Origin of the sequence: Undibacterium sp. Di27W (assembly GCF_049340345.1) — a bacterium.
Lineage (GTDB): Bacteria > Pseudomonadota > Gammaproteobacteria > Burkholderiales > Burkholderiaceae_D > Undibacterium.
Window position 1 is genome coordinate 971968 of record NZ_JBMPOS010000001.1, and the last position, 23645, is coordinate 995612.

Here is a 23645-nt window from a genome sequence, read left to right on the forward strand (position 1 = left end):
AATTCTGCGATGAAGTCTTTTGTATGATGACGAGTATTGAGCATGGCATCAATGGCGTATGCGCGGATTAATCACGCCATACAGCACATCAACAATCAGGTTGACGGTAATGACGATGGTGGCGATCAGTAATATCCCACCTTGAACGGTCGGGTAATCACGCCTTTGTATCGCTTCGATGAGCCACTTACCTATACCCGGCCAGGAAAAGATGGTTTCAGTCAGGATGGCTCCAGCCAGTAGCGTACCTACTTGCATACCAATCACGGTGATGACAGGTATCAGCGCGTTGCGCAAGGCATGCACCCAGACTACCCGCATCCATGACATGCCTTTGGCGCGTGCAGTACGAACATAATCTTCTTTGAGCACTTCCAGCATGGCAGAGCGGGTCATGCGGGCAATTACAGCCAAGGGTATCGTGCCTAAGGCTATCGCAGGCAGGATCAGATGCATGACTGCGGATTTGAAAGCACCTTCTTCACCTGATAGCAAGCTGTCAACCAGCATCAATCCTGTCACGGGCGGCAAATCAAACACGATATCAATGCGGCCAGATACAGGTGTCCAGCCCAGGGTCACCGAAAACATCAGGATAAGCAAGAGTGCCCACCAAAAGATGGGCATGGAATAGCCAGTCAGGGATGCACCCATAACGGAGTAGTCAAGAAAAGTATTGCGCTTCAAGGCCGCCAAGATGCCTGCTGGCAAGCCAAGCGCAACGGCGAAAATAATCGCGCATAGTGATAATTCCAGTGTCGCCGGGAATAAGGTGAAAAATTCTTTGCTGACAAGTTCTTGCGTGATGATGGAACGCCCCAGGTCGCCCTGGAGGACTTTGCCCAGATAAGAAAAATACTGTTGATATAGAGGCTGATCCAGTCCATACAAATGCATGAGACTGGCATAGCGCTCGGCGTCCATGCCACGCTCGCCCGTCATGGCTTCTACGACATTGCCAGGTATCAGATGTATTAATGAGAAGACGAGTAGCGTAATACCGAGGAAGGTAGGGATGACTACCCCCAGGCGTCGAAAAATAAAACCCAGCATCTAAAAACCTTTGGAAAGCGGTGCAATTGACTTTTCAGTTTATTGGAAGCAGCGAGGCAAATAAAATCATGGCACCAATTTGCATAGAGCAAAATTGGCGCCACATTTGTATATTGCTTATTTATCCAAATCTACTTTTTTAAAGTAATGATGTGCAGTGGAGTCCATTTTGAAACCAATCACATTCTTACGTACAGGTGTGTAACGCAAAGAGTGTGCCAGCAGCAGTAAGGGGGCTTCTTCGCGAACTATTTCCTGGGCTTTTTCGTAAAGTTTGGTTCTTTCGGCTTGTTTGGGTGTCGATTTGGCTTTTTGTATCAACTCTTCATAATCCTTGTTGCACCACCTTGGGATATTGCCGCCACCTTTGACAGCTTCACAGCCCAAAATTGGTTCAAAGAAATTATCTGGATCGCCATTATCACCAGACCAGCCAAACATCATGGAATGATGCTCCCCCGTTTTACTGCGTTTCTTATACTCTGTCCATTCATAGGTCGTCAGCTTGGTCTTGACACCGATTTTTGCCCAGTCGGCCTGTATCAGTTCAGCCATGCGCTTGCCATCAGGATTGTAAGGGCGCGACACTGGCAAATACCAAAGTTCCATTTCAAACCCATTGGCATAGCCTGCCTTGGCCAGTAATTCTTTGGCCTGGGCGACATCGTAAGGATATTCCTTGATCTTGTCGTTATACGACCACATGGTGGGTGGTATGACATTCTTGGCGATTTGCCCTGTGCCCGCATACACGGATTTGAGTATCGATGCGCGATCAACAGCAAGATTCAAAGCCTGACGTACCAGCTTGTTATCAAAAGGTTTTTTCTCTACATTGAAACCGACATAACCAATATTCAAACCCTGTTGAGACAATAGTTTGATATTGGCATCGCTCTTCATCAATTCTACATCTGCCGGTTTGGGCAGGGACATGACATGGCATTCACCTGCCTTGAGCTTGGCGTAGCGCACAGATGCGTCCGGGGTAATCGCATAGATCAGATTGTCGATTTTTGGGCGACCATCCCAATAGCCATCGTGCGCCTTGTAGCGGATGATGGCGTCTTTTTGGTAGGATACAAACTGGAAAGCGCCTGTGCCTATGATTTCCTTGTCGATTAGCTCTGGTGTCCCTGCTGCCTTCATTTTCTGCGCATACTCAGCAGAATGAACAGACATGAAGTCCATCGTCAGCGTTGCAAGAAAGGGGGCTTCCTGGCGCTTTAGTTTGAAGCGCACAGTCAAATCATCGACTTTCTCCAGCTTGTCAACGATCTTGGCTATGCCCAGATCCTGGAAATAGGCATATGTCTGGCCTGGCGTATTTTTATTGAAGGGATGGTTTTCATCTGCCATGCGATAGTAGCTGAACAGGATATCGTCAGCATTCAGGTCGCGGCTGGGTTTGAATTTGGCATTGCTATGAAACTTGACACCCTTGCGCAACTTGAAGGTATAGGTCAGGCCATCTGCAGAAATATCCCAGGATTCTGCCAGGGCGGGGGTGATATTGGTGGTGCCGGTTTCCATTTCCACCAGGCGGTTATACATCGGTACCGAACCAGCATCAGCGGTGGTGCCAGTCGTAAAAAACTGCGGATTGAAACCTTCCGGGCTACCTTCCGAGCAAAATACCAAAGTCTTTGCCGCCATCGCACTGCCAGTATGCAAACTAACAAAGGTGCCCAATACAGCCAAAGCGCCAGTCTTCAACAGCCAATTACCTTTTTTCATCCAGACTCTCCACAGTGAATAAGTGCCAGTAAAAAAGCAACAAGTCGATTGTGTCATGGCCGACTTGCATAGACTTTTATATTGTGCAGTAATTCGATAGGTTTTGTATTATTTTGTTACAAGCCCGAAGAAAATTTTGAAAATAGAACTGACAAACATAAATACTGCTATTGGGTAAATCCTCCTGCATAGAAGATTTGCCCTGTGTTGCAAATATGATGAATTCCCATGCATGACTATTGCGGTGCAGAGTTATGGAAGAAAAAATAGGCAATGATATCCAAATGCCATATGCGATCTGCGCATAAGCAATAATCGAAATCCATACATTTCTAAGCCAGGGCGGCGGTGATGAATTGAGACTGCTCAGTCAGAATTATCCTGATGTCGAAACTGAGAACAGACATGTTCTCGTGCTAGTTGGTCATCATATTTGGAAATACCAATAGAAAATGTAGTGGAGGCAGCAAACCTGTTCGAGCGTAATATGTGTTTGCTGGCCTGCCACGTGAAGAATTTTTTATTGGTATAGTTCGAGAGTGCTGGTTCGAATAATTTATTCTATATGCTCCACCAGGAGCTGCACTCTGGTCACGCCATTGTACTCATTGGCATCGAGCCTGAAAGCGACATGCACATGCTCGGGTAAAGTATCGGTATGACCAAACCATATCGCATCATAGCGTAGCTTATTTTTTTCCAGCACGAGTTTTAGGTGGCGCTCTTTTAATATTCTTTGCGAGATCAGTTTGAAGTCATCGCAAAATATGGGGGGAGGGAAGCCCTGTCCCCAGACCTGGGTATCAAGTAGTCGTATGAAATCTGTCGTGTAATACGCATCTTCCAGGGGGCCATCGGTTTCCACGACGCGTTCAAGCTGGTGTGCCTGCAACCAGTTTTTACCTACCGCTTCAAAAGCCTGCTGAAATGCAGAAAAATCTTCTGTGCGTAAAGTCAGGCCGGCTGCCATCGCATGCCCGCCAAATTTTTGTATCAGGCTGGGAGCATGTTTGGACACCAGATCCAGCGCATCCCGCAGATGAAACCCGGGGATGGAGCGCCCCGACCCTTTGATCAAGCCTTCGCCGCCAGGGGCAAAGGTAATTGTTGGCCGGTAGAATTTATCCTTGAGGCGGGATGCAACGATACCGATGACACCCTGATGCCAGCTTTCATCGAATACGGTGATGGTATTGCTGTCCTGTGGCTGGAAATCATCAAGATGGAGCAGTGCAACATCCTGCATTTCGCGCTCTATATCTTTGCGGTCAGCATTGATGCTGTTCAATTCCTGGGCAATTTGCCAGGCACGGCCTTCGTCATCCGTCGTCAGGCACTCTATGCCTAGCGCCATATCTGCCAGGCGGCCAGCAGCATTCAACCTGGGGCCCAAGGCAAAGCCCAGGTCAAAGGGACTGGCATTGCCTGGTTCGCGGCCAGCGATGCGAAATAAAGCTGCGATCCCGGCACACATACGGCCAGCACGCATGCGCTTCAAGCCTTGTGCCACCAGAATACGGTTATTGGCATCCAGTTTCACGACGTCGGCGACTGTGCCTAGTGCGACTAAATCCAGTAAAGTATCCAGCTTGGGCTGGTTTTGCTGATCAAATACGCCACGCTGACGCAATTCTGCCCGCAACGCCAGTAATACATAAAACATGACACCAACGCCAGCCAGATTCTTGCTGGGAAAGCCGCATTCAGGCTGGTTGGGGTTGACGATGACGGCTGCGTCTGGCAAATGATCGCCCGGTAAATGGTGATCGGTGACGACGACGGCTATACCCTGAGCATTGGCCGCTGCCACACCATCGACACTGGCGATACCATTGTCGACAGTGACGATGACGTCCGGCGACTTCTCTTTTTGCGTCAGCGCGACGATTTCTGGCGTCAGGCCATAGCCATATTCAAAACGATTCGGGACGATGTAGTCGACATTCGCACCCAGCATGCGCAAGCCGCGCAAACCTACTGCGCAGGCCGTAGCGCCATCACAGTCATAATCGGCAACGATGACCAGTTTCTTCTTCTGCGCTATGGCATCAGCCAGGAATTGTGCTGCCTGCCCTATATGTAACAGCCCAGCTGGCGGTAACATGGCATTGAGTTCAGTGCTGAGTTCTTTTTCGTCCGTTGCTCCTCGCGATGCATACAGACGTGCCAGGACGGGATGCAGGCCATTCTGACGCAGCATTTCAGATTCACGGAAAGGGCAGGGACGTACAGTAATGCGTGTCATGAAATCGTAAATAAATGATGTAATGAGGGTTTGACCCAGAATTTTCGCAGCGACCAGGGTGTCAGATCAAAGCTGGCCAAGCTGTGCGCATTACTGAATATCAGCTTAAGGCTGTCCGGCTGTTTGCCTTTCAAGCCGGCCACCAAAGGCGAGAACCAGTTTGTTTCCAGCTCTTGCATACCGTCCAGCCATAATGCCCAGTCATTGCTGATCGCTGGCTCGCATAGCTTGTCCAATAAGACGGTCTGGAGCTTGGCCCCGGCATTTGAATGCATATGGTGTTGCTGGTAAGTCTGTGTAGTATATTGCTTAAGCTTGGGGTTGACAGCTTGCGCCCCGCCAGATATCCAGACAGAGTTAATGACTTTGGCGCCGCGCATTTCACGCTGTGTATTGAGATCGTGAGTGAACCACTGCATTTGAATTTCATTTTGCAGTTTGCGCCAGGGGCGTTCAAATTCGCCTTTGGGCATCCAGATGTCAATATTGTGGCCGCTGGCGGCGTCTACGGTTGCTGTTTGCAAGCCAGCCCATGCATCAGCACGTAGAAACCAGGTCTGCGCATCACCAAATAAGAGCTGAAAACCCATTTCTTCGCAGCTTGCCTTTGCCAACTCAAACAAGGCACGGGATTCGGCCAGGCTAATGTCCAGGCGTCGCTGATCGGTCAGCACCAGATGGTCGCGGGCAATGTGAATATGTACGGGTTGCAAGATGAACCAATGACCAGCTTCAGGTGTCAAACCCAGGCTTTGCATGCGGTTCCAGGCAATTTCCGGGCTATTCGCATTGTCTGCAGGGGGGAACTGGTCCGCAAGCCAGTATTCATAGCTTAGTGCACGCGAGAAATCGTCTATGGTTTGCAGGCTGGCTTTGCCTGCGCAAGCGATCAGCCTGGCCAAACCAGGGGTACGCATTTCTTTTAACAGGTCTTTGGCTAGGCTTGCTGGGGGAATCCCAAACGGGATTATCAATTCTAAATGGCTCATAGTGCTGTATTGTATGGCAAACGTATGGCAAACTGCTGGCTGCCTTATTACTTGAAGTGTAAATGCAGTGAAAAATCTCTCTTTTGAATGGCTGGTTGGCCTGCGTTATACGCGGGCGGGTCGGCGTAGTGGCCGTAATGGTTTTATTTCCTTTATCTCGCTGATCTCCATGGCGGGCATAGGCTTGGGTGTAGCAGCCATGATTGTTGTTATTTCAGTCATGAACGGTTTCCAGAAAGAAGTGCGGGACCGCATGTTGTCCGTGCTGGCCCATGTGGAAGTGTTCGATGCCAGTGGTGCTTTGCCTGACTGGCGCGCTACAGCACTGGAAGTGCAAAAAAATCCAGCCGTCAAGGGCACTGCCCCTTATGTAGATGGACAGGCCATGATCATACGCGAAGATGTCATGCGCGGCGTTATCCTGCGCGGTATCTTGCCAGAAGAAGAGCCCAAGGTGTCGGATGTGGCCAGCAAGATCAAGGATGGTAAATGGGCAGACTTGCGCGCAGGCGAATTTAATATCATCCTTGGTTCAGCACTGGCAAACAGTTTGCGTGTGCGGGTAGGGGAAAAAATTACGCTGGCCGCGCCTGAAGGGCAAATGACGCCAGCCGGGATGGTACCAAGACTGAAAGCGTTTACCGTAGTCGGCATATTTGAAGCTGGTCATTATGAATATGACTCAGGCATGGCTTTCATGCATATAGAAGATGCGCAAAAATTTTTCCGCCTGAATTCTCCGTCCGGTCTGCGTTTGCGTATCAAGGAAATGCTCAAGGCACCTCAAATTGCGCAAGAGTTGTCGCGCACCTTGTCGGGTGACCTGCTAATCCGCGACTGGTCGCAACAAAATAAAGTGTATTTTGCTGCTGTAAAAGCAGAAAAAACCATGATGTTCATCATCCTGACACTGATTATCGCAGTGGCGGCCTTCAATCTGGTTTCCACGTTGGTCATGACCGTGACTGACAAGCAGGCGGATATTGCCATTTTGCGTACTCTGGGGGCAGCACCCTCGTCCATCATGAAAATATTCGTCATACAGGGAACGATAGTTGGTTGCCTGGGGACGCTCTTGGGCGTAGGCCTGGGGCTATTAATTTCCCTCAATATTGATGTGCTCGTGCCTTTTATAGAAAATTTACTGGGTATTCAGCTACTATCCAAAGAAGTATATGTCATCAGCAAATTGCCATCCGATGTGCAATTGTTTGATGTGCTGACCATAGGCGGTGTTGCTTTGGTCCTGGCCATGGCGGCCACCATTTACCCTAGTTGGCGTGCTTCACGCGTGAAACCTGCGGAGGCATTGCGTTATGAATGATCAAGTATTGAACAAAGAAGAGAATAAAGCTGCGGTTTTATCCTGCAGTAATTTGGCTAAGACATTTTCTCAGGGACAGGACTCGGTCAATGTTCTGAAAGAAATCAACCTCAGCATATTCCGTGGCGAGAGGGTGGCTATCATCGGTGCTTCTGGTTGCGGCAAGTCTACTTTGCTGCATTTGCTGGGTGGCCTGGATACACCGAGTAAAGGAACGGTGACCCTGCAGGGCAAGGATTTTGCCAGCTTGAATGAGACCGCGCGCGGTACTTTGCGTAACCATGCCCTGGGTTTTGTGTACCAGTTTCACCATCTTTTGCCTGAATTTTCAGCACTGGATAATGTCGCCATGCCCCTCATCATTCGTCGCATGGCACGGACTGAAGCTCAAAAAATTGCGCAAGCCATATTGGAAAAAGTGGGTTTGGGGCATAGACTCAAGCATGTGCCTGGCGAATTATCTGGGGGGGAGCGGCAGCGAGTAGCTTTGGCGCGTGCCCTGGTGACCCAGCCTGCTTGCGTATTGGCAGATGAACCTACCGGTAATCTGGATGGCAGTACTGCGCAACAGGTATTTGCCCTGATGCTGGAATTGTCGCGCACGCTTGGTACAGCATTTGTTATTGTCACTCATGATGCAGAATTGGCCGGTCGCTGTGACCGCGTTTTCCGTTTAACTGATCAAGGTTTGCAACAACAGTAAGAAATGGCATGCAAAAGACCAGCAAAATGAATATCAGGAGACGGCACAGCACGTTTCCCCTAGCTCATTTTCCTACCAAACCTGGTGGCTGGTTAGTGCTTGGCTTGTTATCTCTCCTGGGGGGTACAGCCAGAGCCGCTGATACTGTTGAGTTGGTCCTGCAACTGGAAACTTCGCTGACCAGTGACAGCAACCCTTTTCGCTTTTACGAGCAAACTTCAAAAGCAGATCAGCCGGATCAAACTGAAGCATCACCCACTCAACAGTTCCGCAATCGCGATAGCGTGACCGGTACTGATCTGCGGGCCGGGGCCATTATTCCCATTTTGTCTGAGCGTACGCGCCTGATATTGACTGGTTCCCTGGGTAACCGGCACTATAAAAACTATAAAGACCTTGACCATCATTTGACCGCAGCCGACGCAACCCTGGAGTGGGCCGCCGGGCAAATCGTCAATGGGCATGTGTCCGTAGGCAAGGAAGACAGGTTATTCCAATACATTAACGGCAGCTTGACGGAAAAAGATGTTTCGCATCAAAAACGTGCTGCTGCCGACCTGAATTTTAAACTGACAGATGAGTGGTCGCTGAACGTCAAAGTTGACCGTGCAGGCTTGAATTATGATTTGCCACTGAATCAGTTATATAACTTTGATGAACGTGGCAGGCAATTGAGTGGGCGCTATTACTCGCCTACAGGCTCCGGTGTTGAAATCGGTAGCCGTTTATCAGAAACCAGTTTTCCTGACCGGAATGCCCAGGATATTGCTGACCTCGATAAAGCCTATAAAGAGTCGGAAGTTTTTCTTGATGCAGAATGGCGCTATAGCAGCAAGTCTGTCACCAGTGCGCATCTTGGTATCATCAAGCGCCAATATGATGTACTTACTGAGCGCAATACGAACCTCTCAAACATCTTATGGCGCGGTACTTATCACTATTCTCCAAAATTGCGCCTGGATTTACAGTTGTGGGACCGGCCATTTACCATCGTAGACCGCACGGTAGTTTACGTCCTGAGTAAGGCCATGCGCTTTGATGCGCAGTGGAAGTACTCAGAAAAATCGCAAATGAATTTTTCCACTTTGCTGCAAAATAGCGATAACGTACTTGTGCCCCGTTTGGCGAGCGTGACTGATGGTGCACCGGGCACCTCGCGCAAAGAAAGGCTGATGCGCATAGGCTTAGGTGGCGCTTATGAGTTCGAGCGGGGTTTTCGCCTGGTACTCGATAGTTTTTATGAAAAAGTACAGCGCGAATCTGATGGTGTGAATTTGAAGCAATCCGTCGTCAAGCTGGGACTGGAATATACCTATGAAAATTTACCAGGGAGTAATTCGCGTATGGGTTTGAAACGCTATCAACATTCCTTGAGCGCTTCTGATAGCCTGCGCTGATCATGGGATTCCAACAAAGACTGAGCCGTTTCGCCGCCCGTCATCTGGCTAATCGCTGGTTGCCCTTGAATAAAGGCAGGGGGGTGGTCAGTTTCAGTTTTGATGACGTGCCTGCCAGCGCCTGTCATCAGGGAGCAATGCTGCTGGAGTTATACCAGGCGCGCGGTACTTTCTATGTATGCGGTGGTCTCACGGATGGTGTCGAACAAAATCAAGCATGTCATAGCGTAGTCGATTTACAGCGGCTGTTGGAAAACGGGCATGAAATTGGCTGCCACACTTATTCACATACCAATTGCGCCAATGCATCTTCGGGCTTTTTGCTGGAGGACTGGGAACGTAATCTGGCTTTCTTCAGGCAGCACGGCATTACTCACCACGGTTTTGCCTTTCCTTTCGGTGCTTATGCCCTGGGCAGTAAACTGGCGGCATCCAAACGATTTTCATATAGCCGCATTACTGGTGGCGGCACGCAGACAGGGCGGGCTGATTTGTCTGCCTTGCGTGCGCAATCCCTGTATTCTGCCAGCAGCAATATTGATGCGCTGGGTGCATTGATCAAACATACTGCTACAGAAGGGGGCTGGTTGATTTTATATACGCACGAAGTCAGCGAAACGCCAGGCCCCTGGGGCGCCACGCCAGCGTTGCTGGAAACAGCATTGCAGGCAGCGACACAAGAGGGGTGTCAACTGCTACCTGTACACAGGGCAATAGATTTTTTTCTTTCCTGAGCTAAAAAATGCTTTTCACTCAATTCAGACTTGAGTAAGTTACAATTCTTGCGGTTTTAATCTTAATTTTCAGGTAGCAGATATCATCCATGAGCCAACATAGCCAGTTTACCCTGCTGTCCCAGCGTCGCTTTGCTCCTTTCTTCTGGACGCAATTCTTGGGCGCCTTCAACGACAATGTCTTCAAGACAGCCTTACTCACCATACTGACGTATGACGCATTGTCCTGGACTGATATGAAAGTTGGCTTGTTGAATAACCTGATTCCCGGCTTATTTATTTTACCTTTTGTGCTTTTTTCTGCGACTTCGGGGCAATTGGCCGACAAATTTGAAAAAGGCAGGATGGCCCGTAAGGTTAAATTGCTAGAGATTGGCATCATGTTGGTCGCCGCAGTTGGTTGGCAAACCCACAATTTGTGGCTCTTGATCGCTGCTGTTTGCGGCATGGGCATACATTCGACTCTGTTTGGTCCAGTCAAATATGCGTATTTGCCACAACACCTGAAGACAGATGAGCTGGTCGGCGGCAATGGCTTGATAGAAATGGGCACCTTTGTTGGCATTCTGTTGGGTGAAATACTCGGTGCCATGCTCGTGGTGCACAAACCATGGGGCACTGAATTAGTGGCTGGTGGTGCGATCGTTGTGGCCATCATGGGTTATCTGACGGCGTTGCGCATTCCTGATTCACCGGCCCCGGCTCCTGAATTGAAAATTAACTGGAACCCGGTCACAGAAACGATCAGGAATATCAGCTTCAGCAAACAAAATCGCCCGGTATTCTTATCCTTACTGGGCAATTCCTGGTTCTGGTTTTATGGTGCCATCGTCCTCGCACAATTCCCTTTATATGCCAAAGACTATCTGCATGGTGACCACAGCGTCTTCGTGCTGTTGCTGACAATTTTTTCTTTTGGCATAGGTGCTGGTTCCCTGCTGTGTGAAAAATTATCGGGCCATAAGGTGGAAATTGGTCTGGTCCCGTTTGGTGCCATAGGCTTGTCTGTATTTGGCTTTGATCTGTATTTATCCAGTATCAGTTATACCAATATCGCAACCGTTAGTGCAATGGAGTTTGTTAAGCAAACAGGTAGTTGGCACATCTTGTTTGACATCACAATGATAGGTATTTTTGGTGGCCTGTATATTGTTCCACTGTTTGCCTTGATACAGACACGTTGCGATCCAAAACATTTGTCACGCACAATAGCTGGCATGAATATCCTGAACGCCTTGTTCATGGTGGTTGCTTCACTGTCTGCCGTGGCGATGCTGGAAAAAGGTCTCACAATACCGCAAATCTTTATGGCGACCGCCATACTGAATGCAATCGTGGCAATTTACATCTTTAGCCTGGTGCCCGAGTTCTTGATGCGCTTTATCGCCTGGATATTGATACACACGATCTATAAAGTCAGGGGTGTCAATACTCAACGTTTGCCGGATGAAGGGGCTGCTATCCTGGTCTGCAATCATGTCAGCTATATGGATGCCATCGTCATCATGGCGTCCAGCCCCAGGCCAGTACGTTTTGTGATGGATCACAGGATTTTCAAAATACCTTTCTTGTCCTGGGTATTCAGGACTGCCAAAGCTATTCCTATCGCACCTGCCAAAGAAGATCCGTGGCTGATGGAAAAGTCGTTTATCGACGTTGCCCAGGCTTTGCATGAAGGTGAGCTGGTCTGTATTTTCCCCGAGGGTAAGCTGACAGCAACAGGGGAGTTGAATGAATTTAAAGGTGGAGTCATGAAGATACTGGAGCGTAGCCCTGTTCCAGTTTATCCGCTGGCCTTGCGTGGTTTATGGGGTAGCTTTTTTTCTCGTGACAAAAGTAATTCATTTGAACGTGCTTTTCGCCGTGGGCCATTTTCCAAACTTGAATTGGTGGTGGGGGAGGTTATGCAAGCCAAGGATGTGACGCCACAAATTTTGCAAGAGCAGGTCAGTCTCTTAAGAGGGGATTGGAAGTAAGGAAAGCATTTTTTTGAGGCAGCATTCACATCAGGGACAAAATGAAAAAATATTTAAGTGGGCTATTGATAGCTTTGCTAGTGGTGGGATGTGGTGGCGGAAGTGGTGGTACAAGTGCTAATAGCAATGCCGTCGGTATTCCTGCTGATGTTGCCTTAACAAAGAGCAGCACTTTTTTATCGAAGTCTACAGGCGTGTTGTATCCGATTAATGTATATGTTCCCGCCGATTACGCGCGCACCAGTGATGCACTACCCGTTATATTCACCCTGGATGGTGAATTGAGTGGTGGCCCTTTTGAAGTGATGCGCAGAATCTTGATGGACGAGGGTACTCGCGTGATCCTGGTCGGCGTTGCGACTGCAGGAAAAAGGGACTTTGATTATTTGCTCCCTGGCGCCACGGATTTTTATAAATTCCTCAGTAATGAACTTGTTCCTTCTATCGAGGTAGACTATCGTGTCAATTCCAAACAGCGAACCCTGGTTGGGCATTCATTTGGGGCTGATTTTGTGCAAACAGCATTAACACTGGACAGGCCAGATAAGCGTGTGTTCAGGAATTTTATTGCCGTCGATGGTCCTTTAAGAAATCCCGTGGAAAATGCGCAGTTGGACAACGCGATGTTCCTTGCATCCGCAGGGAAAATGCCAGATACGACCTTTGTTTATGCCAGCGCTGGCGGTGCAGGTTTTGATAGTGATGTAGAAGCTGCCTATCAAAAGATGCTAGCTCGTAATTATCAAGGTTTGAACCTGATACGGCTACCAGCATATAAAACTGATCATGGCGGCGTATTTACTCCAGCGATTACGGACGTATTGCATTTATTATTCAAAAAATAAAGCGATGGCAGGATTGTGGGAGAAAGTAGATGGCACCTGTTGGTGCCATTTTTCATATCCGCCATGAAAATCTGAAGAAACACTTTTCATGTAACACCGTAGTACGCAATCTAATTTGCAACTATTAATTTATATTGTATTTAATTTCCTTGACACTTGATGTCATTGCTTTAATACTTGATGCGCAATTTAACATTTTTTATAAAAGTTAAAATGCACTTGTGTCACCAATTTTGAAAAATACTTTTCAAGAGTTTATGACGACACATTACTATGTCACACTTCTTTGGTACATGGGATCGCAGACTATGTACCAAAGCAAATGAAATCTGCGCAATCATGGGAAATTTTGATAATGAATATCCAAGCTAAAAAAAATGAAGCTGAGGCTGGTGTTATAGGAATGAAGATTGCACGTGTATTGACTGAGCAGGAAATATTGCTGGTTTCTGGTGCGGATAATAGTAATGGCGGACAAAACCATGATCCAAGCGTAGGTGAAGAACCACCGCCAGGTCATGTCCCTTATCCATGGGAACTGCCTATATCTTAATAGATTTTTACTGGATTTCAGGTATCTGTTATCCGGGTCTTGAACAAAAAAATGGCACCCAAACTGGGTGCCATTTTCATTTGCGAGGTCTTTGTGAATTACAAAATTTCGCTCGCGTGATCTGCCAGGCGTGAACGTTCACCGCGTGCCAGTGTCACGTGGCCACTGTGTGCCCAACCCTTGAATCTGTCCACAACATAGGTGAGACCACTGGAACCCTCTGTCAGGTAAGGTGTATCGATCTGAGCAATATTACCCAGGCAGATGATCTTGGTGCCAGGACCTGCGCGTGTCACCAGAGTCTTGACCTGTTTTGGTGTCAAGTTCTGCGCTTCGTCGATGATAAGGAATTTGTTGACGAAGGTGCGGCCACGCATGAAGTTCAGAGATTTGATCTTGATCTTCGAGCGTATCAAGTCCTGAGTCGCGGCACGACCCCAGTCACCGGCATCATTATCTGACTTGTTAAGTACTTCCAGGTTGTCGTCAAATGCACCCATCCAAGGTGACATTTTTTCTTCTTCAGTACCAGGTAAGAAGCCTATGTCTTCGCCGACTGGCACAGTAACGCGCGTGACGATGATCTCATTGTAGGTTTTGGTTTCCAGCACTTGCGCCAGCCCTGCAGCCAGTGCCAGCAAGGTTTTGCCGGTACCAGCCTGGCCCAGCAGGGTAACGAAATCGCATTCCGGGTCCATCAACAGATTCAATGCAAAGTTCTGCTCGCGATTGCGTGAGGTGATACCCCACACGCTATGCTTGATATGGCCATAGTCGCGCAAGGTTTGCAGTACTGCAGTCTTGCCGTTGATCTGTCTTACCTGACCATAGAAAGATGCTTCACCATTCTTGGGTTCCAGATAGACGAACTGGTTCACCAGCAGAGAAGGGATGACTGGTCCGGTAATGCGGTAGAAAGTTGTGCTCAAACCATTGCGGTTTTCTTGCCAGGTTTCTATACCCTTACCGTGCTTGTTCCAGAAGTCATCAGGCAATTGCACTATGCCTGAATACAACAGATCAGAATCTTCCAGCACATGGTCATTGAAGTAATCTTCTGCTGGCAAGCCCATGGCGCGCGCCTTGATGCGCATATTGATGTCTTTCGACACCAGTACCACAGGGCGGCCTGGCATTTCTGTTTCCAGTGCACGTACTACGCCAAGAATCTGGTTATCTGCCTTGCCTTTGGGCAGGCCAACGGGCAGGTCGGCGCTTTGCAGCTTGGTCTGGAAGTATAGATGGCCCTTGGCATCCTTGTTGCCCAGTTTGGACAGCAAGATGCCTTTTTCTATATCGTGATGATCGATGTCGCCTACCAATGCATCCAGCGAGCGCGATACCTGGCGCGCATTGCGGGCTACTTCAGACATGCCTTTTTTATGATCATCCAGTTCTTCCAGCGTGATCATGGGCAAGTAAACATCATGCTCTTCAAAACGGAATAGCGATGATGGGTCATGCATCAGAACATTGGTATCGAGTACAAACAATTTAGTTGTGCCAGATTTGTCTGCAGCACGGCTGGTGCCAGACTTGACGCGGCTATCATGGGTCTTGGCCTTGCTTGCTGCGACAACGGGCAATGCTTTGGCGATGACAGCTGGCGCTGCTTTTTCTGCGACTGGCTTACTGACCACTGCCGGTACAGGTAAGGCTTTCTTTCTTTGTGGTGCGGGTGCTACATCAATAGCTTTGATTTTCTCTGGCGTTGCGGATTTTATTGTTTTGGCTGGTTTGCCTTTTTCTGCCTTCGGATAATCCTTGGGTGAAAGCAGTGCTGCTGGCTTGGTCGGCATTTTTGGCAATGGCATGAAAACCTCAATCAAAAAGTGAGAGCTGAAAAGTTAAAAGCCGCTAAGGACTTACCAACATCGCTGCTGGCACTGTCTTTCACGGCTTTTATCAAGAGTAATTCTGGAGAGTTCAATTAAGTTTGGGCGCTCACAAATTCGAGTACTTCGTCTACGTGTCCTGCTACTTTGACTCCACGCCATTCTTTCACTAATTTGCCATTGCCGTCAATCACAAATGTGCTGCGTTCTATGCCACGCACTTGTTTGCCATACATGTTCTTCATTTTCATGACATTGAACAACAAACACAAAGTTTCATCCGGGTCAGAAATCAGTTCGAAAGGCAGGTCTAATTTATTTTTAAATCCGTCGTGAGAGCGCAGGCTGTCACGGCTGACACCAAAAACGACAGAATTAACTTGCTGGAATTGTGGGTGCAAGTCACGGAAGGCGATGCTTTCCGTGGTGCAGCCTGGCGTGTTGTCTTTGGGGTAAAAATAAATAATGATATTTTTACCAACGTGCTCACTTAATTGAAACGCTTTGCCGCCAGTCATGACGGCGGAAAATTCTGGTACCTGGCAGTGTAGTGCGGAAGGGGTCTCAGCCACTTTCATCTCCTTGGTTAGGGGTGGAGAAATGTTGCTGACTGACTAGATCAGGGCGACCAGTTCTCCGGAACGACCTGGCAAGCTAGCCCATGACAATGGACGGGTTGGTAAGTCACTGTTCTTGATGGACGCATAGTAGTCCGCCATGGAAATACAACGATAACCTTGCTTGTGCCAGCCTGTCAGCAATTCCTCGAATATGGGGGCGAGTTTTTGTCCTTCAAGCTCTGCATGTAAGGTAAATACATGATCTTTTGGAATTGCCGTCAGTTTCAGTATATTCGCAGCGATATTTGACTCGCTAATGACATTGCCAGCGATGTCGCGCCCCAGCAACTCATCGAGAGTCGGCAGGGTAGTCGGCATCTGTATGCAGGACATGACATTGCCGCCTACTTGCAAGCGGTAGGGGCCTGCGTCTGCATTGGTGAGACTGCCATCTTCATTGAGCATGGCGCGCCCGTCAGAGGCGTATTGCATGCCAAACTGGTCAAGCTGGGCAAAAGCATGATCATTCATTTGCCAGCCAGCCGCACCATGGGTTTTTGGCGTGGCACCAAAAATCTGCTGGAAGCGCTGGTGAGCTTGCTGCATTTGTTTGCGTGTCCAGTCCAGGTCACGTACTCGTACATTGTCTTGCCAGACTACGTGGTCCCAGGTGTGGATGCCACACTCAAAGCCAGCATCACGCACAGCCTGCATTTCTGTCGTGCAGCTACCGATATCCGGGGCTGGCAAGAAAACGCCATACATCAGGGTCTTGAAACCATAATGCTCCAGGACTGAGGTGCGCGACACTTTTTGGAAGAAACCAGGGCGAAATGCCCTGCGCAAGGCCCAGCCCGTGTGGTCCTTGCCCAAAGAAAACAGGAAAGTTGCGCCTGCATTGTGTTTCTTTAGAATGCGTACCAGGTTAGGTACGCCTTCTTGAGTGCCGCGATAGGTATCGACGTCGATCTTGAGAACGATGGTAGGCATGTAGTCCCGTATTAGTCCATCAAGGCGCGTGCTTCAGCTACCTGGCTGCGGTAAGCATCAAAAATATTGCGCATGGTGTCTGGCATGGTTGTCACTGGCTTCCAGCCCAGTTCTTCACAGGTGTTGGTGATTTTTGGTACACGGTTTTGCACATCCTGGTAGCCTTTGCCGTAGTAGGCAGCAGAAGTGGTTTCTGTCAGTTCTACTTTTTTGGCTGTTTCAGCATATTCAGGATATTCAGCAGCCAGATCCAGCATCATGTGTGCCAGTTCGCGGATGGAGAAATTATTGGTCGGGTTACCGATGTTATAGATCTTGCCGCTGGCTACACCGTTTTTGTTATCGATAATACGCATCAAAGCATCGATACCGTCGTCGATATAAGTGAAAGCACGTTTTTGCGCACCCCCATCGACCAGGGAGATATTCTCACCACGGACGATATGGCCAAAGAATTGCGTCACAACGCGTGAGCTGCCTTCTTTAGGTGTGTGGATATTATCCAGGCCAGCACCTATCCAGTTGAATGGACGGAACAGAGTGAAGTTCAAGCCTTCCATGCCATAGCCCCAGATTACGCGATCCATCAATTGCTTGGCACAGGAATAAATCCAGCGTGGTTTATTGATAGGGCCGCAAATCAGTTCAGATTCTTCCGGATCGAATTCTTCGTCATGGCACATGCCATAGACTTCAGACGTGGATGGAAACACCAGGTGCTTGCCATATTTTGCCGCGGAGCGGACGATAGGCAGGTTGGCTTCAAAGTCCAGCTCAAAAACACGCAAAGGCTGTTTGACGTATGTGGAAGGTGTAGCGATTGCCACCAGCGGCAGGATCACGTCGCACTTCTTGACATGATATTCAACCCATTCTTTATTGATGGTGATGTCACCTTCAAAGAAATGCATGCGCGGATGGTTGATCATGTCGCCCAGACGCTCGGTTTGCATGTCCATGCCATACACTTCCCAGTCTGTGGTTTCCAGAATGCGCTTGGACAAATGGTGACCGATAAAACCGTTCACGCCGAGTATGAGGACTTTTTTCATAATGAATTCTTTTTAAAGTAAATGTTGATTGCCAGTTCAGATGCGCAAAACAAAGGCTTATGCCGTTTGCTTCAATAGGGCCGCCAATTCTTGCGTGCCCACAATTTTGCCATCCATTAACAATTCAATAATATGCAGTGCCCGGCCATCGCCGCACACGCCAAGGACGTTATTATCTACTACATGTAAGCCTGTCGGCAAATTTGCCGTATCAGATTTGGATAAGCGTGCTTTTCCGATAACAAAACGCTTGCCAGCCTGATCGGTAAACGCACCAGGGTAGGGCGGGGCAACGGCTCTGTGCAAGTTATATACCTGCTGGGCAGTCTGTTGCCAGTTGATACGTCCGTCTTCCGGTTTGCGGCCACCGAAATAACTACCAGTTGACAGATCATTAGGTAAGCGTCTGGCGGTGCCTGCGATCAAATCTGGCAGGGCATTCCACAGGCATTGTTCAGCAGCCACGGTCAATTTACCAAATACTTCATAGGCTGTGTCGTCCGGCAAAATAGGCGCTGATACTTGAGCAAGAATGTCGCCTGCATCAGGTTTTAAGGCCATTTCATGTAAGGTGGCACCAGTTTCAGTTTCACCATGTAATACAGCCCAGTTGACCGGTACACGACCACGGTATTTAGGCAGCAAGGAGCCATGCAGGTTGTAAGCGCCACGTTTTGCCAGCGCCAATACATCCAGCGGCAGCATGTGGCGATAATAAAAGCTGAAAATGAAATCTGGCGCTATAGCTGCCACTTGTTCTTTCAGCTCAGCTGATTTTGGATCGTCAGGAGTGATGCAGGGTATGCCTTGCTCACGACAAAGATCGGCAACGGATTCAAACCAGATAGTTTCTGCCGGGTTGTCAGTATGGCTAACGACCAGTTTGACGTCTACGCCACGTGCCAGCAAAGTCTTGATGCAACGCACACCGACGCTGTGATAGGCAAAAACTACTGCTTTTGCAGGGGATGCTGATGGTGTCATCTCTGCTTTCTTAATTAACTTCAGGCAAATCTGCGCTGGATTGCTCAAGTATGGTTTGCACCACATAACGCGGGCGACCGCGCACTTGCTGGTAAATGCGACCTACATATTCACCGAGCAAGCCTATACCAAACAAAATGACGCCCATCAGGAAGAAGGCGATGGCGAACAGGGTGAACAAGCCTTCGGCTTCAGCACCCAGTACAAAACGGCGCACCAGCAAGAGTAGCACCAGGCCACCAGATAAGACGGACAAGACCATACCCAGCATGGAAAACCATTGCAAAGGCATGATGGAAAAGCCCGTCATCAAATCAAAATTCAGGCGTATCAGGCTATAGATCGAATATTTCGATTCACCAGCCGAACGTTCTTCATGTTCAACCGTGATTTCTGTAGGCTTGCGGGCAAAGGTGTACGCCAGGGCAGGGACGAAGGTATTCACCTCGCTGCACTGGTTGATGAGGTTAATCACATTGCGGCCATAGGCGCGCAGCATATTGCCCTGGTCAGTGATCTTGATGCGGGTGATTTTTTCGCGGAAGCGATTCATCGCCTTGGATGCGTAAGTGCGCCAGGCAGAATCCTGGCGCTTGCGGCGTATGGAACCTACATAATCATAGCCTTCGCGCATTTTATCGACGAGGGCACCGATTTCTTCAGGTGGGTTTTGTAAATCCGCATCCAGGGTGACGACGATCTCACCACGCGTGGCTTCAAAACCGGCCAGAATAGCCATGTGCTGGCCATAATTGCCATTGAAAAGTACGACACGCGTGACATCAGGACGCAGGCGATATTGGTCAGCCAGCAAGGCAGGCGTGTTATCGCGGCTGCCATCGTTGACAAAGACTATTTCATAGCTGACGCTACGCGCTGCCAGTGCATCAAGCGCTGGATACAGACGATCAAACAGCTTGGCCAGGCCAGCTTCTTCGTTGTAGACGGGTATGACAACAGAGAGTTCGGGTTTCATTGGTATTGTTCTGCCGATTTCAGAGAAGGCAGGATTTTACCGCAGACACGACTCTTTCGACATCTTCTGTGTTCATTGATGGGAATAGTGGCAAAGTAACAATCTGTTTGCCTATGCGTTCAGCAATCGGGAACATGCCATCGGTAAAGCCGCGTTCGCGATACATGCTGAACAAATGGATAGCACGATAATGGTAACCCAGGCCAATTTGCTGATCCAGCATTTGCTGCATGAAAGCTGCGCGATTGACGCTTTCTGGCAAAACTAGGTGGAACATATGCCAGTTACTGTTTTCAAAATCGGCAACGGGTAACTCTGCCCCTGTCTTTTGTTCAAAGTCAGTACCAAAGCTCGTGAAGTAATGCTGTGCCAAGGCCGCGCGCTTGGCATTGAACTCTGTCAGATGCTTCATTTGCCCCAGGCCTATGGCAGCGGCAATATCGGTCATATTGTATTTGCCACCGAGTACATCAACATCGATGCCATCCAGGCCGCTGCGCGTCACGCCTTGCAGCCTGTATTTTTCTGCCAGGCGCACTTCTTCTGCATTGTTCAAGACCAGGCAACCACCTTCGCCAGTCATGATGTTTTTGTTGACCTGGAAGCTGAATGAAGCAAAGTCACCAAAAGCGCCTATGCGCTTGCCTTTCCAGCTGGAACCTATCGCTTGCGCTGCATCTTCAATAACGCGCAGCTTGTATTTGTCGGCGATAGCATACAGTTTATCCATATCGCAAGGCAGGCCGCACATGTGCACGGGAATAATCGCCTTGGTACGCGGCGTGATAGCAGCTTCGACTTTGTCGAGATCAATATTATGTGTTTTTGGATCAATGTCAGCAAACACAGGCGTTGCACCTGTTTCTATGATGACATTGGCGGTCGCCACCCATGAATTTGGTGTCGTGATGACTTCATCGCCAGCGCCTATGCCAGCTATGCGCAGGGCAATTTCCATGGTGCAGGTGCCAGAATTGAAAGTGCGCACAGGGCGACCACCAAAATATTCAGATAATTGTGCTTCCAGTGCCTGCACCTTGGGTCCACTCGTCAACCATCCAGAACGCAAGACTTCGGTGACGGCTGCGATGGTTTCTTCATCGATAGTTGGTTTGGTGAATGGCAAAAATGTGGATGCGTCACTCATGGTGAACCTTTCAATAAAACAGAACTATTCTTGTGGAATATGAGATGTGGCCTAATGCAGTAATTCAGCTCTTTACCAGCAAGGCTACACCTATGATGATGACGCCGATTGCCAGCATCCTTTGCAGGGACATGACTTCCCCCAGGAAATACCACGCACCGATGGCATTGACGATATAACCCAGGGACAATAAGGGATAAGCAATACTGACATCGACACGTGACAGACCAATAATCCAGACGACGACTGAAAAGACATAACAAGTCAGGCCGCCAATGATGGGTAGCTGTGTCGCCAGTTGCAAGCCTGTCGAGAACCAGTTCTCCGCAGTAAGATGTATGGCACCAACTGCATTCGTGCCTTTCTTCAGCAAAAGCTGGGCAACAGCATTAAGCATAATGCCAGTGAAGATAAAGCCAAAGGTATTGATATTCATAATGATTTATTTGTTTTTATTGGCCAGATTGGCGACGATCACCCGGCGCGGGTCCTTGGCAATCACCCTCATGGGGAAATCAGTTTTTGCCAAATCGTCATAAATATCATTGCGCAGGATGGCAACGGCAGTTTCACCCTTGTCCTGATGCATCTGCCACTGTTTGACGAAGTCTTCACGCTTTGGTATCCACAATTCTTTCTGTTGCTCAAGGCCAAACTGCATTTCATCAGGGAACTCAACCAGTGTCGTAGTGCGCTCAAGATAAAATGGCAGGGCCTGTTCATAGCGGCCAACTGCATAGAAAGGCGTTGTTGGCGAGGTCAATTCTGCCTTGATTGCGAGTATATATTCGCTGCCCGCAATGTATTTACCCCAAGGGTTATGTCCCAGAAAACCAATTTGACCTACCAGATAACCGCTGGCAGCAAGGCAAATAATCGCCCAGTCTTTTCCTGTTGTGCCTTTACGTGCCAGCAGCCATGTGAGTGCCCCGCCGATGATCGCCAACACGGCTACGCAAATTATCCAGGGTTTGTATGCAATCGCCAAGGCTTGGTCAAATGCGTCTGCCTCATGTAATTTACCTAGATAGATTGTGAGGCCGATCGCAATAGCTATGCCAAATATTATGAACAGGATGCCTGCTATTTTCACTGGGCTATTATCTGATTTCTCCAGGTCGCAAGCGATAAGAAGCGCGAGCGCAGGGAAGATAGGCAGAATGTAGCCTGGCAATTTTGAACCTGAAATACTAAAAAAGAAAAACAGGAAGGCGGCCCAAATGAGCAGCATTTTTTGCGGTTGAAAACCTGGTGTTTTATCTTTGACTCCAGACCATAAGCCCTGAAGCAAGACTCCTATCCAGGGAACGATACCTATGATAAGCAGGGGAATAAAGTAATGCCAGGGGCCGCCACGTTTGTGCACGTCACTTGTAAACCTGTCCCAGTGCTCATGAATAAAAAAGAAATGTGGATGCTCAGGGTTTTTAATCGCGATCAAGATAAACCAAGGCGCTGTGATAGCAAAAAACAGGATTAAACCCTTGCCCATATGTAAGCGTTTCCATAAGCCCCAGTCACGCGTCACCAGGGTATAAATAACCAATACCCCCCCTGGCAATACAAACCCGATCAAGCCTTTCGACATCGTCGCTAATGCCATGCCAGCCCAGCAAACCAGCATGGCATTGCGCTCAGTCTTGCTATTGGTACCTGCCATTTGCGCGACCAGCAAGCCACACAATGCCAGCGTCATCATGCCAGACAAGCCCATGTCCAGAGAGTTGACATGACCCATGCCCGCCCACCAGAAGCTTGAGCCCAGTACCAGGGAGGCAACTATACCAACGCGACGGCTGAATATTTTGTTGCCGGTATAAGCTACAGCAGCAACACCCAGCAAGCCATTCAAACCTGTCCAAAGACGTGCTTGCCAGTCCCCCAGACCGAAGATGGCAAAGGTCAGTGCATTCATCCAGTTTTGCAGGGGAGGCTTTTCAAAATACTTGATGCCATTCAAGCGCAAAGTGATCCAGTCGCCCGAGGCCAGCATTTCACGCGCCATTTCGGCGTAGCGGCCTTCATCCGTCGGCACCAGGGTTCTTGCACCCAGCATGTAAAACCAGACCACTAAAAAGGCGATGGTCAGCGCCCATAAGGTACGCGGTGAATCGTAAGGGGAGGTGTGGTTCATGCAGCTTCCATAATCAGCGCCAGTGCAACCTTGCGGCCTTCTGCCATCAATATATTGTATGTCCGGCAAGCCGCCTGATTGTCCATGCATTCCACGCCTATACGTTTGGCAGCCAGAGCAGCCGTCAACTTGGGGTGCACAAAGCGCTGTTTGTTGCCTGTGCCTAAAATGACAACATCTGGCTCTGTGGCTTCGATTTGTGCGAAGTCAGCATTATTCAAATGCTCAAAACTGGTGGCAGACCAATGCTGGGGCTTGGTTTCCGGCAGCACAATCAGGCTGTGGGCATAAGTAATTGCATTAATTTCTACACTGTCTCGTTCGTAGGCAGTGATGGTCTGGTATTGCTGCGTAGGGGTAGAATGCAACTTCATCGATATAGCTCAAAGGTTGGGGCTGAAATGAGTGGCG

21 protein-coding genes are annotated in these 23645 nt (G+C 48.9%); 7 read left to right on the top strand and 14 right to left on the bottom strand.

Annotated elements, in window-relative coordinates:
• Positions 1 to 48: 48 nt before the first annotated feature.
• The 4 genes from ACO0LF_RS04365 to ACO0LF_RS04380 all read right to left on the bottom strand — a co-directional run bounded on the left by ACO0LF_RS04365 (position 49) and on the right by ACO0LF_RS04380 (position 5952).
• Positions 49 to 1053, bottom strand: coding sequence for an ABC transporter permease subunit (locus ACO0LF_RS04365; protein ID WP_423012243.1), 1005 nt, complete (start codon positions 1051 to 1053; stop codon positions 49 to 51).
• 117 nt (positions 1054 to 1170) lie between these two features.
• On the bottom strand, positions 1171 to 2790 hold the full coding sequence (locus ACO0LF_RS04370) for an ABC transporter substrate-binding protein (protein WP_423012245.1): 1620 nt from the start codon (positions 2788 to 2790) through the stop codon (positions 1171 to 1173).
• 556 nt (positions 2791 to 3346) lie between these two features.
• Complete coding sequence (gene recJ / locus ACO0LF_RS04375) at positions 3347 to 5035, bottom strand: single-stranded-DNA-specific exonuclease RecJ (RefSeq protein WP_423012247.1); 1689 nt, start codon at positions 5033 to 5035, stop codon at positions 3347 to 3349.
• Positions 5032 to 5952 (bottom strand): hypothetical protein, encoded by a 921-nt coding sequence (locus ACO0LF_RS04380; RefSeq protein WP_423012249.1) that lies wholly within the window; start codon positions 5950 to 5952, stop codon positions 5032 to 5034. The genes recJ and ACO0LF_RS04380 overlap by 4 nt, the downstream gene beginning before the upstream one ends.
• 139 nt (positions 5953 to 6091) lie before the next feature.
• Here ACO0LF_RS04380 and ACO0LF_RS04385 point away from each other — a divergent pair, with 139 nt between their 5' ends.
• From ACO0LF_RS04385 to ACO0LF_RS04415, 7 genes are all read left to right on the top strand, one after another.
• Positions 6092 to 7348 (top strand): lipoprotein-releasing ABC transporter permease subunit, encoded by a 1257-nt coding sequence (locus tag ACO0LF_RS04385; protein WP_423012251.1) that lies wholly within the window; start codon positions 6092 to 6094, stop codon positions 7346 to 7348.
• Positions 7341 to 8051, top strand: coding sequence for a lipoprotein-releasing ABC transporter ATP-binding protein LolD (gene lolD, locus ACO0LF_RS04390; protein ID WP_423012253.1), 711 nt, complete (start codon positions 7341 to 7343; stop codon positions 8049 to 8051). Before ACO0LF_RS04385 ends, lolD begins: the two co-directional genes overlap by 8 nt.
• Positions 8052 to 8059: 8 nt before the next feature.
• The gene (locus ACO0LF_RS04395) at positions 8060 to 9448 is read left to right on the top strand and encodes a hypothetical protein (RefSeq protein WP_423012255.1); all 1389 of its coding nucleotides are present in this window, start codon (positions 8060 to 8062) and stop codon (positions 9446 to 9448) included.
• A gap of 2 nt (positions 9449 to 9450) precedes the next feature.
• Positions 9451 to 10182: a polysaccharide deacetylase family protein gene (locus ACO0LF_RS04400; RefSeq protein WP_423012257.1), complete on the top strand. Its 732-nt coding sequence runs from the start codon at positions 9451 to 9453 to the stop codon at positions 10180 to 10182.
• Between the two features lie 89 nt (positions 10183 to 10271).
• On the top strand, positions 10272 to 12158 hold the full coding sequence (locus ACO0LF_RS04405) for an MFS transporter (RefSeq protein WP_423012259.1): 1887 nt from the start codon (positions 10272 to 10274) through the stop codon (positions 12156 to 12158).
• Positions 12159 to 12199: 41 nt separating this feature from the next.
• Entirely contained in the window at positions 12200 to 13003 is an 804-nt protein-coding gene (locus ACO0LF_RS04410) for an alpha/beta hydrolase (protein WP_423012261.1), read from the top strand.
• A 355-nt stretch (positions 13004 to 13358) separates the two neighbouring features.
• Complete coding sequence (locus ACO0LF_RS04415; protein WP_423012263.1) at positions 13359 to 13556, top strand: hypothetical protein; 198 nt, start codon at positions 13359 to 13361, stop codon at positions 13554 to 13556.
• A 98-nt stretch (positions 13557 to 13654) separates the two neighbouring features.
• Here the strand turns inward: ACO0LF_RS04415 and ACO0LF_RS04420 are convergent, their stop codons facing one another.
• The 10 genes from ACO0LF_RS04420 to ACO0LF_RS04465 form a co-directional block, all read right to left on the bottom strand.
• Positions 13655 to 15370, bottom strand: coding sequence for a PhoH family protein (locus tag ACO0LF_RS04420; protein ID WP_423012265.1), 1716 nt, complete (start codon positions 15368 to 15370; stop codon positions 13655 to 13657).
• Between the two features lie 116 nt (positions 15371 to 15486).
• Positions 15487 to 15969: a peroxiredoxin gene (locus ACO0LF_RS04425; RefSeq protein ID WP_423012267.1), complete on the bottom strand. Its 483-nt coding sequence runs from the start codon at positions 15967 to 15969 to the stop codon at positions 15487 to 15489.
• Positions 15970 to 16005: 36 nt separating this feature from the next.
• Positions 16006 to 16941, bottom strand: a complete 936-nt coding sequence (locus ACO0LF_RS04430) for a polysaccharide deacetylase family protein (protein WP_423012269.1) — start codon at positions 16939 to 16941, stop codon at positions 16006 to 16008.
• An 11-nt stretch (positions 16942 to 16952) separates the two neighbouring features.
• Entirely contained in the window at positions 16953 to 17993 is a 1041-nt protein-coding gene (locus tag ACO0LF_RS04435) for a bifunctional UDP-4-keto-pentose/UDP-xylose synthase (RefSeq protein WP_110253336.1), read from the bottom strand.
• A 57-nt stretch (positions 17994 to 18050) separates the two neighbouring features.
• Positions 18051 to 18977, bottom strand: coding sequence for a formyltransferase (locus tag ACO0LF_RS04440; protein WP_423012272.1), 927 nt, complete (start codon positions 18975 to 18977; stop codon positions 18051 to 18053).
• A gap of 10 nt (positions 18978 to 18987) precedes the next feature.
• Positions 18988 to 19953 (bottom strand): glycosyltransferase, encoded by a 966-nt coding sequence (locus ACO0LF_RS04445; RefSeq protein WP_423012274.1) that lies wholly within the window; start codon positions 19951 to 19953, stop codon positions 18988 to 18990.
• Between the two features lie 19 nt (positions 19954 to 19972).
• Positions 19973 to 21100, bottom strand: coding sequence for a DegT/DnrJ/EryC1/StrS family aminotransferase (locus ACO0LF_RS04450; protein WP_423012276.1), 1128 nt, complete (start codon positions 21098 to 21100; stop codon positions 19973 to 19975).
• Positions 21101 to 21164: 64 nt separating this feature from the next.
• The gene (locus ACO0LF_RS04455) at positions 21165 to 21536 is read right to left on the bottom strand and encodes an EamA family transporter (protein ID WP_423012278.1); all 372 of its coding nucleotides are present in this window, start codon (positions 21534 to 21536) and stop codon (positions 21165 to 21167) included.
• Positions 21537 to 21542: 6 nt separating this feature from the next.
• A complete protein-coding gene (locus ACO0LF_RS04460; RefSeq protein ID WP_423012280.1) occupies positions 21543 to 23234 on the bottom strand; it encodes a glycosyltransferase family 39 protein in 1692 nt (563 codons plus the stop codon).
• Positions 23231 to 23608: an Mth938-like domain-containing protein gene (locus tag ACO0LF_RS04465; protein WP_423012282.1), complete on the bottom strand. Its 378-nt coding sequence runs from the start codon at positions 23606 to 23608 to the stop codon at positions 23231 to 23233. Before ACO0LF_RS04465 ends, ACO0LF_RS04460 begins: the two co-directional genes overlap by 4 nt.
• Positions 23609 to 23645 lie beyond the last annotated feature (37 nt).

Bases quoted from the DNA above. Each gene is read 5' to 3' on its own strand.
- ACO0LF_RS04365 (WP_423012243.1), bottom strand. From the start codon at position 1,053: ATGCTGGGTTTTATTTTTCGACGCCTGGGGGTAGTCATCCCTACCTTC.
- ACO0LF_RS04370 (WP_423012245.1), bottom strand. From the start codon at position 2,790: ATGAAAAAAGGTAATTGGCTGTTGAAGACTGGCGCTTTGGCTGTATTG.
- recJ (WP_423012247.1), bottom strand. From the start codon at position 5,035: ATGACACGCATTACTGTACGTCCCTGCCCTTTCCGTGAATCTGAAATG.
- ACO0LF_RS04380 (WP_423012249.1), bottom strand. From the start codon at position 5,952: ATGCGTACCCCTGGTTTGGCCAGGCTGATCGCTTGCGCAGGCAAAGCC.
- lolD (WP_423012253.1), top strand. From the start codon at position 7,341: ATGAATGATCAAGTATTGAACAAAGAAGAGAATAAAGCTGCGGTTTTA.
- ACO0LF_RS04395 (WP_423012255.1), top strand. From the start codon at position 8,060: ATGCAAAAGACCAGCAAAATGAATATCAGGAGACGGCACAGCACGTTT.
- ACO0LF_RS04400 (WP_423012257.1), top strand. From the start codon at position 9,451: ATGGGATTCCAACAAAGACTGAGCCGTTTCGCCGCCCGTCATCTGGCT.
- ACO0LF_RS04405 (WP_423012259.1), top strand. From the start codon at position 10,272: ATGAGCCAACATAGCCAGTTTACCCTGCTGTCCCAGCGTCGCTTTGCT.
- ACO0LF_RS04410 (WP_423012261.1), top strand. From the start codon at position 12,200: ATGAAAAAATATTTAAGTGGGCTATTGATAGCTTTGCTAGTGGTGGGA.
- ACO0LF_RS04415 (WP_423012263.1), top strand. From the start codon at position 13,359: ATGAATATCCAAGCTAAAAAAAATGAAGCTGAGGCTGGTGTTATAGGA.
- ACO0LF_RS04420 (WP_423012265.1), bottom strand. From the start codon at position 15,370: ATGCCATTGCCAAAAATGCCGACCAAGCCAGCAGCACTGCTTTCACCC.
- ACO0LF_RS04425 (WP_423012267.1), bottom strand. From the start codon at position 15,969: ATGAAAGTGGCTGAGACCCCTTCCGCACTACACTGCCAGGTACCAGAA.
- ACO0LF_RS04430 (WP_423012269.1), bottom strand. From the start codon at position 16,941: ATGCCTACCATCGTTCTCAAGATCGACGTCGATACCTATCGCGGCACT.
- ACO0LF_RS04435 (WP_110253336.1), bottom strand. From the start codon at position 17,993: ATGAAAAAAGTCCTCATACTCGGCGTGAACGGTTTTATCGGTCACCAT.
- ACO0LF_RS04440 (WP_423012272.1), bottom strand. From the start codon at position 18,977: ATGACACCATCAGCATCCCCTGCAAAAGCAGTAGTTTTTGCCTATCAC.
- ACO0LF_RS04445 (WP_423012274.1), bottom strand. From the start codon at position 19,953: ATGAAACCCGAACTCTCTGTTGTCATACCCGTCTACAACGAAGAAGCT.
- ACO0LF_RS04450 (WP_423012276.1), bottom strand. From the start codon at position 21,100: ATGAGTGACGCATCCACATTTTTGCCATTCACCAAACCAACTATCGAT.
- ACO0LF_RS04455 (WP_423012278.1), bottom strand. From the start codon at position 21,536: ATGAATATCAATACCTTTGGCTTTATCTTCACTGGCATTATGCTTAAT.
- ACO0LF_RS04460 (WP_423012280.1), bottom strand. From the start codon at position 23,234: ATGAACCACACCTCCCCTTACGATTCACCGCGTACCTTATGGGCGCTG.
- ACO0LF_RS04465 (WP_423012282.1), bottom strand. From the start codon at position 23,608: ATGAAGTTGCATTCTACCCCTACGCAGCAATACCAGACCATCACTGCC.